An 11,529-nucleotide genomic window follows, 5' to 3' on the forward strand; every position below is an offset into this window, starting at 1 on the left:
GCAGGCGGCGCGGGTCAGCCGGCCACGCGTACGGCGAGCGCGTCGCCGATCTCGGCGGTGGTACGGGCCGGCTTACCGGTCCGCTCGGTGAGGTCGGCGGCGACCGCGGCGTCCACGCGGTCCGCCTCGGCGTCGTAGCCGAGGTGACGCAGCAGCAGGGCGACGGAGAGCACCGTGGCGGTGGGGTCGGCCTTGCCCTGGCCGGCGATGTCCGGGGCCGAGCCGTGGACCGGCTCGAACATGGACGGGAACGCGCGGCCGGGGTTGATGTTGCCCGAGGCGGCCACGCCGATGCCGCCGGAGACGGCCGCGGCGAGGTCGGTGATGATGTCGCCGAAGAGGTTGTCCGTGACGATCACGTCGAACCGCTCGGGCTGGGTGACCAGGAAGATGGTGGCCGCGTCCACGTGGATGTAGTCGGTGGAGACCTCGGGGTACTCCTCGGCCACCCGGTTGAAGACGTCCGTCCACAGGTGCCCGGCGAAGGTCAGCACGTTGTTCTTGTGGACCAGCGTGAGCTTCTTGCGCGGGCGGGCCTGGGCGCGCTCGAAGGCGTCGCGGACCACGCGCTCGACACCGAAGGCGGTGTTGACGGAGACCTCGGTGGCGACCTCGTGCGCGGTGCCCTTGCGGATGGTGCCGCCGTTGCCCGTGTAGGGGCCCTCGGTGCCCTCGCGGACGACCACGAAGTCGATCTCCGGCTGGCCGGCGAGCGGGGTGGCGACTCCGGGGAGCAGCTTCGACGGACGCAGGTTGACGTGGTGATCGAAGGCGAAGCGGAGCTTCAGCAGGAAGCCGCGCTCCAGGACGCCGGAGGGCACGCTCGGATCACCGATCGCCCCGAGCAGGATGGCGTCGTGCCGCTTCAGGTCGGCGAGGTCGGCGTCGGTGAGGGTCTCGCCGGTGGCGTGGTAGCGCCTGGCGCCGAAGTCGTACTCCCGGGTCTCCAGTTTCACGTCCTGCGGCAGGACGGCGGAGAGGACCTTGAGCCCTTCGGTCACGACCTCCTGGCCGATTCCGTCACCGGGGATCACTGCGAGATTGATGCTGCGCGACATGTCGGAACCGTACTCCGCATCCCAGGGAATGACACACACCGTCCGGCATGCGGACATCGGATCAGGACGGCGTGCGTCACGGCGGGCGGCTCCCGGTCTCGGCGCCCGGTGGAACTCCCGGTCTCAGTGCCCGGTGGAACCGCCGTTGTCACGGCGGTCGAGGGAGCGCTGGAGGGCGGCGGCCGCGCTCTTGCGGTCGGTCTCGTCCGTACGGGACACGTGGCGGACTCGGCGGCGGGTGGTCGTCTCGGCCATGGAGATCGTCTCCTTCTGAGGTACTGGCACACGGGGGCGCACGGCTCTGCGCCACGACGCGTGTGCACGGCAAGGGAGGGTTACGAGACGCCGTGGGCGGCGGACCGGCCCGCAGGGGTTGCCTGCGCAGGGCCCGGAACGGGGCCGCCATTCGCTTGATCGAGCGAGTCGTTCGGCATCCACCACGCTAAGGGAGCCGGACGCATCTGTCTGCATGGTTACTTTGACTTCCTACTATCTGAGACGGCCGAAGCGTTCGCACCTCCGTGAGCTGCGGTTTCACCGAACGGAGCAAGGGCCGGTACGGGGGTGCAGGGCCCGGCGCACGAGACGTGCGGGGCGCGCGCGGGGCGTCAGGCCACGTCCCCGTCACGCCAGTCGAGGACCAGTTCGTGCCGCGGGTCGAGCGGTTCCCCGTCGCGCGCCGGCCACAGGTGGATGCCGCCCTCCTCCTCGGCCAGGCGGACGATCCCGTCCGGGGAGAGGCCGTGCACCTGCCCGGCCCACCGCTGCCAGCCGCGGGACGCGTACAGCGCGGCTCCCGCCTCGCTCGCGGACAGCGCGCCGAGGTCGTAGGCCCGGTCGACGATCCCCTCCAGGGCCCCCATCACCCGCCCGCCGAGCCCGGTCCGGCGCACATCGGCGCGTACGGCGACGGCCTCCACGTATCCGGTGCGCAGCCAGCGCCCGCGGTGCCGGGTGCGCCGCATCACCACGGAGCCGTGCGCGGCCACCCCCTGGCCGTCCTGGACGAGGACGTGCAGACCGCCCAGCGTGTGGTCCCAGTCCTCGTCACTGAATCCGCCGTCGAAGGCGGCGTCCAACAGGGCGCGGACGGAGCGGAGTCCGTCCGCGCCGAGCTCGGCGGTATGAGCGGTGCGCAGCGGTGGGCGCGGGGTCATACGACCAGGCTAGGCCGTGTCCCCCGGATCTTCCCGGTCTTCCCGGCTCACGGGGACACTCCCGGGAGGGCGCTCAGCACCGCGTCGCGGAAACCCGCCGGGTCCTCGGTCCACGGCATGTGCCCGGCGTGCGGCAGGGTCACCCGGCGGGCCCGGGGCAGTGCCTCGGCCAGGGAGTCGACGGCGGTACGGGGACGGACGTCGCCGGCCCCGTCGACGATCAGCACGGGCACGTCGAGCCGGGTGCACGCGGTGTACAGCTCAGGGGTCCCCCAGGTGGTCGCGCGCTCGCGGTTGAGGGCCTTGTTGCAGGCGGTGTTGACGCCGAACCAGGGATCGGCCATGCGCCAGGCCCGCTCCAGGGCCCGCGGCCGGTCCTCGAACTCGGCGGACCAGCGCAGGACGGCCAGTTCCCGCTGCTCGTCCTCGGTGCGCGCGGCGGGGGCGAGGGAGGTCAGCTCGCGCCAGCGGGCGAGGCGTCCGGGGTGCTCGGCGAGCCGGGCGGTGAAGTGCGCCTGGTGGGCGGGGTGCCAGGCGGCGTCCGGTCCGATGCCGGTGCCGGAGACGTAGATCAGGGCGCTCACCCGCTCCGGGTGGGCCAGGGCGTAGGACAGCGCGAGCTGCGCGCCCCAGGAGTGGCCGAGCAGTGCCGTCCGCTCCAGGCCGAAGTGCCGTCGTACGGCGTCGAGGTCGGCGACGAAGCGCGCGCTCGTCCAGGGGCCCGCGCAGGGCTCGGACCGTCCGCAGCCGCGCTGGTCCCAGCGGACGACGGGGGTGGCGGCGGCGAGGAGCGCCGCGACCTCGCCGAACATGTCCCACAGTCCCGGGCCGCCGTGGCACAGCACCAGCGGGTCACCCGGACCGGGGGTCCGGGCGGCCCACAGCCGCACGCCGTCGTCGGCGGTCACCGTCACGCGTCCAGTGTGGCGCCGTGCGTCCGCACCGCGGGACGGGATCCACGGAATCCCGGGGCTCAGCCCCCGGGGAAAAGGGGGCGGGCCGGGAAGCCTGTTCGGGGGAGTTCAGGCTTCCCGGCCCGCGTTCGCGGGGGCTGATCAGCCCATGTGCGGGTAGGAGTAGTCGGTCGGCGCGACCAGGGTCTCCTTGATGGCGCGGGTCAGGGTCCAGCGCATCAGGTTCTGCGGGGCGCCGGCCTTGTCGTTGGTGCCGGAGGCACGGCCGCCGCCGAAGGGCTGCTGGCCGACGACGGCGCCGGTCGACTTGTCGTTGATGTAGAAGTTGCCCGCCGCGTAGCGGAGCTTCGCCATCGTGTGGGCGGCGGCCGCACGGTCGCCCGAGATGACCGAGCCGGTCAGGGCGTAGTCGGAGACGGACTCCATCTGGTCCAGCATCTCGTCGTAGCGGTCGTCCTCGTAGACGTGGACGGCGAGGAACGGGCCGAAGTACTCGGTGCGGAAGACCTCGTTCTCCGGGTCGCTGCACTCGACGACGGTCGGGCGGACGAAGTAGCCGACCGAGTCGTCGTAGGTGCCGCCCGCGACGATCGTGCAGGCCGGGTCCGCGGCGGCGCGGTCGATGGCGTCCTTGTTCTTGGCGAAGGAACGCTCGTCGATCACGGCGCCGATGAAGTTCGACAGGTCGGTGACGTCACCCATGGTGAGGCCGTCGACCTCGGCCGCGAACTCCTCCTTGAAGCCGGAGTTCCAGATGGAGGCCGGGATGTAGGCGCGGGAGGTCGCCGAGCACTTCTGGCCCTGGTACTCGAAGGCACCGCGGGTGAGGGCGGTCTTCAGCACGGCACGGTCGGCGCTCGGGTGGGCGACGACGAAGTCCTTGCCGCCGGTCTCGCCGACCAGACGCGGGTAGGAGCGGTACTTCTCGATGTTGTTGCCGACCGTCTTCCACAGGTACTGGAAGGTCTTGGTCGAGCCGGTGAAGTGGATGCCCGCGAGGTCGCGGTGCTCCAGGACGACCTTGGAGACGTCGATGCCGTCGCCGGTGACGAGGTTGATGACGCCCTTGGGCATGCCCGCCTCCTCCAGCAGCTGCATCAGCAGCACGGCGGAGTGGGTCTGCGTCGGGGACGGCTTCCACACGACCACGTTGCCCATGAGGGCCGGGGCGGTGGGCAGGTTGGCCGCGATCGCCGAGAAGTTGAACGGGGTGATCGCGTAGACGAAGCCCTCCAGCGGGCGGTGGTCCATGCGGTTCCACACGCCCGGGGAGTTGGCCGGGGGCTGCTCGGCCAGGATCTGGCGGGCGTAGTGGACGTTGAAGCGCCAGAAGTCGACGAGCTCGCAGGGGCTGTCGATCTCGGCCTGCTGGGCGGTCTTGGACTGGCCGAGCATGGTGGAGGCGGCGATGGTCTCGCGCCAGGGGCCGGACAGCAGCTCGGCGGCGCGCAGGATGATCGCGGCACGGTCGTCGAAGGACATCGCGCGCCAGGCCGGGGCGGCGGCGAGCGCCGCGTCGACGGCGTCCTGGGCGTCCGCCTCGGTGGCGTTGCGCAGGGTGCCGAGGACGGCCTTGTGGTTGTGCGGCTGGACGACCTGGAAGGCCTCGCCGCCGCCCATCCGCTTCTCGCCGCCGATGGTCATCGGCAGGTCGACCGGGTTCTCGGCCAGCTCCTTGAGCTTGGCCTCCAGGCGGACGCGCTCGGCCGAGCCGGGGGCGTAGCCGTGCACCGGCTCGTTGACGGGGGTGGGGACCTGGGTCACAGCGTCCATGGATCCGTAACTCCTTCTGCTTGAGCGGGTGGTGGGCTCAGCCCTTGGTGATCATGCTGCGTACGAAGAACTGGAGGTTCGCCGGCTTCTCGGCGAGGCGCCGCATGAAGTAGCCGTACCAGTCGGTGCCGTAGGCGGTGTAGACGCGCATCCGGTGACCCTCGGCGGCCAGCCGCAGGTGCTCCTCGCCGCGGATGCCGTAGAGCATCTGGAACTCGTACTCGTCGAGCTTACGGCCGGCCTTGTGGGCGAGCTCCTGCGCGATGGCGATCAGACGCGGGTCGTGGGACCCGATCATCGGGTAGCCCTCGCCGTTCATCAGCGTCTTCAGGATGCGCACGTAGGCCTTGTCGATCTCGTGCTTCTGCTGGTACGCGACCTCGGCGGGCTCCTTGTAGGCGCCCTTCACCAGGCGCACGCGGCTGCCGGCGGCGGCGAGGCGGCGGGCGTCGGCCTCGGTGCGGAACAGGTAGGCCTGGATGACGCAGCCGGTCTGCGGGAAGTCCTTCCGCAGCTCCTCGTGGATGGCGAACATCGAGTCGAGGGTGGTGTGGTCCTCGGCGTCCAGCGTCACGGTGGTGCCGATGGCGGCGGCGGCCTCGACGACCGGGCGGACATTGGCGAGGGCCAGCTCGTGGCCGCCCTCCAGCGCCTGGCCGAACATCGACAGCTTGACGGACATCTCGACCTTCTCGCCGAGCCCGAGCTCCTTCAGGTGCTCGATCAGCTTGAGGTAGGCGTCCCGGGCGGCGTAGGACTGCTCCGGGGTGGTGATGTCCTCGCCGACGACGTCCATCGTCAGCTCCAGGCCCTTGGCCGTGAGGTCCTCGATGATCGGGACGATGTCGTCCACGGTCTCGCCGGGGATGAAGCGGTCGACGACCTGCTTGGTCACCGGGGCGGCCGAGATCAGGCGTCGCATCCGGTCGCTGCGCGACGCGGCGAGAATCACGGGACCCAGCACGGGGCACCTCCACAAACAAAAGCACCGAAAACGGCCGCCACCCGACGATTCGGAGACGGCACGGAGAACCACCGTGAAACCTAAGGATCTCTCCGATCGTCGGCCATCGACAGCTGTCACGCATCCGTTGCCGGTATCTCAGACAGATGTATGAAGGCGGTCGGGAAATGCGGCAGAATGCCCGAGTGGCGTCGGAATTCAAAGGTGACTACCAGGAGCTCGTGGACGAGCTCTCGGAACTGCTGGGCGCTCCGGCGACCCTGGAGAACCGGGACTTCGAGCTGATCGCCTTCGGTACCTACGACAGCGAGGGCGAGCTGGATCCGTCGGCCCTGGACCCGGTGCGCACCCGGTCGATCCTGACCCGGCGCTCCACCGCGACGGTGCGGGCGTGGTTCGAGGGGTTCGGCATCACCCGGGCGACCGGGCCGGTGCGCATCCCGCCGACCCCGGAGGCCGGCGTCTACCGCGGCCGCGTCTGCCTGCCCGTACGCCATCGGGGTGTCGTCCTCGGTTACGTCTGGCTGCTGGACGACGATCCGGGCCCGACCGACGCACAGCTGGCCGCCGCCATGGAGGTGGCGGGCCGGATCGGCGCGCTGCTCGCCGACGAGGCGCGGGCCGGCGCGGGACTCGGCCGCGAGCTGCGGGCGGTGCTCACCGCGGAACGCGGCTGGCAGCAGGACATGGCGGTGGCGGAGCTGCGCACGGCCCTGGGCGCCCGCGCCGACGGCCCGCACACGCTGGTGTGCCTGGCCCCGTGGCCCTCGGCCGACCCCGACGACGCCCCCTCCCCGCGTACGGTCCCGCACGCCACCGCGCTGTGCACGGTCCCGTGGGGTGCCACGGCGCAGAGCCTGGCGGTGCTGGTGCGGCTCCGCTCGGCGGACGCGGCCGCCCCGGCGCTGACGACCGCGTCGCGGCTGCTGAAGGAGGTCGAGGGCACGCACGGGGTGCGCGCGGCCCGGGGCACGCCCGCCGCCGGGGTCGGCGAGCCCCGCGTCGGCCTGGTCGAGCTGGGCGCCGTCTGGCAGGAGGCCGCGGCCGCCGCGCGGGCGGCGCTGGCCGAGCCCCGGCTCGGGCCCGTAGCCGAGTGGGGCCGCATCGGGCCGTACCGGCTGCTGACCGCCCTGCCGCCGGAGTCCGCCCACGACCCGGCGGCGAGCCCGCTGCTCTCCCCCGCCCACCGGGATCTGGCGCACACCGCCGAGGTCTACCTCGACCGCGCGGGACAGGCCGGCCGCACCGCCGCCGAACTGGGCATCCACCGGCAGACGCTGTACTACCGGCTGTCCCGGGTCGAACAGCTGACCGGCCTGGACCTGGACGACGGCGAGGACCGGCTGCTGCTGCACATGGCCCTGAAGCGGGCGCGGCTGGTCTGAGGGGTCAGCCCCTGGCCGCCGCCTCGACGATCTGGCGCAGGCCTTCGGTGAGCGCGTCCCCGTCGGGCGCGGTCTTCGGGTCGAACGTCCACTGGGCGATGAGCCCGGTCATCAGCGTCAGGTAGAAGCGGCCGAGCGTGTCCGCCGTGGCGTCGGAGACGTCCTCCTCCGGCACGCCCATGAGCATCGCCACCAGCCCGCGGCCGCCCTCCCGCTGCGCGCGGGACAAGTGGTCGCGCACCTCGGGCAGTTCGAGGGTCATGACCTCCATGCTCAGCCGCCACACCGAGCCGGGCTCCCGCATGCTCGCGACGATGTTCGACCACACCCACCGGAAGCGCTCCAGCGAACCGGGCGCGCCCTCGGCCCCGGGGCCGTCCCCGTCGAAGCCGTCGGACACGTTCTCCACCAGCGCCACATAGGCCTGGGCGAGCAGGGCGTCCTTGGAGCCGTAGTGGTAGCCGATCGAGGCGAGATTGGTCCCGGACTCCTTCACGATCTCGCGCGCGGTCGTCCGCGCGAAGCCCTTCTGGAGCAGGCAGCGCTTGGCGCCTTCGAGCAGATCCTCACGGTGTCCCATGCGGGCCAGCCTAGCGCCCGTCCATACACGCGTCCTAGACGGCTGACTTATACAAGCGTTCTATACAAGCGTTTATGACGCCCGTACAGTCCTCGGCATGACGAACTCGACGAGCACGAACGTCCCGACGGGCGCGGACGGCGCCGCCGGCGCTCCCGTCCGCGCCGGACGCCGCGAGTGGACCGCCCTCGGCGTGCTGATGCTGCCGCTGCTGCTGGTCTCGATGGACGTCTCCGTCCTGTACTTCGCGATCCCCTCGATCAGCGCCGACCTGCGGCCGAGCGGCACCCAGCAGCTGTGGATCTTCGACGTCTACGGCTTCGTCCTGTCCGGGCTGCTGATGACGATGGGCTCGGTCGGCGACCGCGTCGGACGCCGCCGGCTGCTGCTGTGCGGTGCGGCGGCGTTCGGCGCGGCCTCGCTGGTGGCCGCGTACGCGGACAGTCCCGGGACGCTGATCGCGGCCCGCGCGGTGCTCGGCGTCGGCGGCGCGACCCTGATGCCCTCGACCATGGCGCTGGTCCGCACGATGTTCACCGATCCCGGCGAGCGCGCGAAGGCCGTCGCCATCTGGTCCGGGGTGATGACCGGCGGCATCGCGCTCGGCTCGGTCATGAGCGGCGTCCTCGTCCAGTACTTCTGGTGGGGCTCGGTCTTCCTGGTCAACCTGCCGGCCATGGCGCTGCTGCTGCTCCTCGGCCCGGTCCTGCTGCCCGAGTCGAGGAACCCGGCCCCGGGCCGCTTCGACCTGGTGAGCGTCCCGCTGTCGATGGCCGCGGTGTTCCCGGTCGTCTACGGCCTGAAGAAGATCCCGTCCGAGGGCGCGCACCCGCTGTACGTCGTCTCCATCGCCGTCGGCCTGCTCTTCGCGGCTCTCTTCGTCCACCGCCAGCGCACCGCGGACTCCCCGATGATCTCCCCGGCCCTGTTCCGCGGACGCGGCTTCGCGCCGGCCGTCGTGCTGAACCTCGTCTCGGCCTTCGGGGTCATGGGATCGGCGTACTTCACGACGCAGTACCTGCAGTCGGTGCTCGGCATGAGCGCGCTGGAGTCGGCCCTGTGGGCGCTGCTCCCCTCGGTGCCGATCGGCCTCGCGGCCCCGCTCGCGGCCGCGCTGGTGCAGCGGGGCGTGGACCGCGGGCGCGTCGTGGCCGCCGGGTTCGTGACCGGGGGCGCCGGCTTCGTGCTCCTCGCCCTGACCGGCACGGACGCCCTCTGGCTCGCCCTCGCCGCGGCCGGGGTCCTCTCCGCCGGGCTCGTCGTGGTCATGTCCCAGCTGAACGACCTCGCGCTGAGCGCGGCCCCGCTGGAGCGGGCGGGCAGCGCCACCTCACTGCTGGAGACGGGCGCGGAGTTCGGCGGCGCCCTCGGCATGGCGGTCCTCGGCTCCGTCGGCACCGCCGTCTACCGCCACGGGATCCCGGCCTCGGCCCCGGCCCCCGCCCACGACACCCTCGGCAGCGCCCTCGCCGTCGCCGCCCGGCTGCCGGGGCGCACGGGAGACGCCCTGGCCGCGACGGCCCGCGCCGCCTTCACCCACGGGATGCAGGGCGCGTCGGTCGCGGGGGCCGCGGTCCTGGCCCTGGCGGCGGTCGCGGCGGCGACGACGCTGCGCGGGACCGAGGTCCGGCAGACACCGGCGGAGAAGTCCGAGGCGGAGCCGGAGCGGGCGGCGGTCTGACCGCCTCGCGGCACACGGCGAACGCCGGACGGGCGCATCGCCCGTCCGGCGTTCGAGGACGCGGCCCATCCGGGGCCGCAGGGGGTCCGGTGCGCGGACCCGGCGGCTCAGACCAGGTTCACCGACCGGGCGGACGTCGCCCCGATCTCCTCACCGACCTCGGCCAGCACCGCGGGGTCGACCGTGTCGTCGACGGTGAGCACGGCCAGTGCCTCGCCGCCGACGCCCGCGCGGGCGACCTGCATGCCGCCGATGTTGATGCCGGCCTGGCCGAGGATGCGGCCGACGGTGCCGACGACACCGGGGCGGTCCTCGTAGCGCAGGACGACCATGTGGTCGGCGAGCGCGAGGTCGACGTCGTAGTCGCCGACCGCGACGATCTTCTGCACGTGCTTGGGGCCGGCCAGCGTGCCGGACACCGCGATCTCCTCGCCGTTGCCGAGCGTGCCGCGCACGGTCACCACGTTGCGGTGGTCGGCCGACTCGGAGCTGGTGGTCAGGCGCACCTCGACGCCACGCTCCTGCGCGAACAGCGGGGCGTTGACGTACGACACCGTCTCGTCGACGACGTCCTCGAAGACGCCCTTGAGCGCGGACAGCTCCAGCACCTTCACGTCGTGCTGGGTGATCTCGCCGTAGACCTCCACGTCGAGACGGACGGCCACCTCGCCCGCGAGGGCGGTGAAGATGCGGCCGAGGCGCTCGGCGAGCGGCAGACCGGGCTTGACGTCCTCGGCGATGACACCGCCCTGGACGTTCACCGCGTCCGGGACCAGCTCACCGGCGAGCGCGAGGCGCACCGAGCGGGCGACCGCGATGCCCGCCTTCTCCTGCGCCTCGTCGGTGGAGGCGCCGAGGTGCGGGGTGGCCACGACCTGGTCGAACTCGAACAGCGGCGAGTCCGTGCAGGGCTCCTTGGCGTACACGTCGAGGCCGGCGCCCGCGACGCGGCCCTCCTTCAGCGCCGCGTACAGCGCCGTCTCGTCGACGATGCCGCCGCGGGCCGCGTTGACGATGCGCACGCCGGGCTTGACCCTGCGCAGCGCCTCGTCGCCGATCAGGCCGAGGGTCTCGGGGGTCTTGGGCAGGTGGACGGTGATGAAGTCGGAGACCTCGAGCAGCTCGTCCAGGGACAGCACCTTGACGCCCATCTGGGCGGCCCGCGCGGGCTGCACGTAGGGGTCGTAGGCCACGACCTTCATGCCGAAGGCGGACATGCGCTGGGCGACGAGCGCGCCGATGCGGCCGAGGCCGACGACGCCGAGCGTCTTCTCGGCCAGCTCCACGCCGGTGTACTTGCTGCGCTTCCACTCGCCGTTCTTCAGCGCCGCGTTGGCCTGCGGGATGTTGCGGGCGGTGGCCAGGATCAGACCGCAGGCCAGCTCGGCCGCGGTGACGATGTTGGAGGTCGGGGCGTTGACGACCATCACGCCCGCCTTGGTGGCGGCGGAGACGTCGACGTTGTCCAGGCCGACACCGGCGCGGGCGACGACCCGGAGCTTCTTCGCGGCGGCGATGGCCTCGGCGTCGACCTTGGTGGCGGAACGGACCAGGATCGCGTCGACGTCGGCGATGGCGGGAAGCAGTTCGGCCCGGTCGGCACCGTTGCAGTGCCGGATCTCGAAATCGGGACCGAGCGCGTCGACGGTCGCGGGCGACAGCTCTTCAGCGATGAGTACGACAGGTTTCGAGCTCACGTGAGTCCTCACAAGTCCAATGCGGACGGCCGTCCCGACGGCCGCTGGCGGAGGGGTGCTAGCCGCGTGGAAGACGCACGACGCTGTGGGCCTGACGCGTATGTAGTGCGCAGTGTAATGGCGCCACGGTCGTCGTTCTGCGCCACTGCGGAAGGATCACCCGGACGAGAAACTCCATTGTGTACGGGGTCTCCCGGGAGGTGCCGTGGGGGGGGGGGGCCCCCCCCGGGGCCCCCCCCCCCCCGGGGGGGGGGGCCCCCCCGCCCCCCCCCCCCCCAAAAAAAAAGGCACCAGCATGGCCGGGGGGTGCGCCACCGTGG

Annotated in this window: 10 protein-coding genes; 2 read left to right on the forward strand and 8 right to left on the reverse strand. The window is 72.2% G+C overall.

What is annotated here, in order from left to right; all coding sequences use genetic code 11:
- Window positions 1-14: 14 nt before the first annotated feature.
- From ACIPRD_RS01000 to ACIPRD_RS01025, 6 genes are all read right to left on the reverse strand, one after another.
- Window positions 15-1,058, reverse strand: coding sequence for a 3-isopropylmalate dehydrogenase (locus ACIPRD_RS01000; RefSeq protein WP_356404057.1), 1,044 nt, complete (start codon window positions 1,056-1,058; stop codon window positions 15-17).
- 123 nt (window positions 1,059-1,181) lie between these two features.
- Complete coding sequence (locus ACIPRD_RS01005; RefSeq protein ID WP_356404055.1) at window positions 1,182-1,313, reverse strand: hypothetical protein; 132 nt, start codon at window positions 1,311-1,313, stop codon at window positions 1,182-1,184.
- Between the two features lie 353 nt (window positions 1,314-1,666).
- Window positions 1,667-2,215 (reverse strand): GNAT family N-acetyltransferase, encoded by a 549-nt coding sequence (locus ACIPRD_RS01010; RefSeq protein WP_401558866.1) that lies wholly within the window; start codon window positions 2,213-2,215, stop codon window positions 1,667-1,669.
- A gap of 47 nt (window positions 2,216-2,262) precedes the next feature.
- A complete protein-coding gene (locus ACIPRD_RS01015; protein ID WP_356404051.1) occupies window positions 2,263-3,129 on the reverse strand; it encodes an alpha/beta hydrolase in 867 nt (288 codons plus the stop codon).
- A gap of 141 nt (window positions 3,130-3,270) precedes the next feature.
- Entirely contained in the window at window positions 3,271-4,902 is a 1,632-nt protein-coding gene (gene pruA, locus ACIPRD_RS01020; protein ID WP_356404049.1) for an L-glutamate gamma-semialdehyde dehydrogenase, read from the reverse strand.
- A 37-nt stretch (window positions 4,903-4,939) separates the two neighbouring features.
- Window positions 4,940-5,866, reverse strand: a complete 927-nt coding sequence (locus ACIPRD_RS01025) for a proline dehydrogenase family protein (RefSeq protein ID WP_356404047.1) — start codon at window positions 5,864-5,866, stop codon at window positions 4,940-4,942.
- A 167-nt stretch (window positions 5,867-6,033) separates the two neighbouring features.
- On the opposite strand from ACIPRD_RS01025, the gene ACIPRD_RS01030 reads away from it, so the two are divergent.
- Window positions 6,034-7,251, forward strand: coding sequence for a PucR family transcriptional regulator (locus ACIPRD_RS01030; protein ID WP_401558870.1), 1,218 nt, complete (start codon window positions 6,034-6,036; stop codon window positions 7,249-7,251).
- Between the two features lie 4 nt (window positions 7,252-7,255).
- Here ACIPRD_RS01030 and ACIPRD_RS01035 read toward each other — a convergent pair whose 3' ends face one another.
- Window positions 7,256-7,831 (reverse strand): TetR/AcrR family transcriptional regulator, encoded by a 576-nt coding sequence (locus ACIPRD_RS01035; protein WP_356404043.1) that lies wholly within the window; start codon window positions 7,829-7,831, stop codon window positions 7,256-7,258.
- A 97-nt stretch (window positions 7,832-7,928) separates the two neighbouring features.
- Between ACIPRD_RS01035 and ACIPRD_RS01040 the strand changes: the two genes are divergently transcribed.
- The gene (locus ACIPRD_RS01040; protein WP_401558873.1) at window positions 7,929-9,512 is read left to right on the forward strand and encodes an MFS transporter; all 1,584 of its coding nucleotides are present in this window, start codon (window positions 7,929-7,931) and stop codon (window positions 9,510-9,512) included.
- Window positions 9,513-9,619: 107 nt separating this feature from the next.
- Here ACIPRD_RS01040 and serA read toward each other — a convergent pair whose 3' ends face one another.
- Window positions 9,620-11,209: a phosphoglycerate dehydrogenase gene (gene serA / locus ACIPRD_RS01045; protein WP_356404039.1), complete on the reverse strand. Its 1,590-nt coding sequence runs from the start codon at window positions 11,207-11,209 to the stop codon at window positions 9,620-9,622.
- Window positions 11,210-11,529: the final 320 nt, after the last annotated feature.

It is taken from the genome of Streptomyces sp. NPDC090108 (assembly GCF_044747185.1).
Lineage (GTDB): Bacteria > Actinomycetota > Actinomycetes > Streptomycetales > Streptomycetaceae > Streptomyces.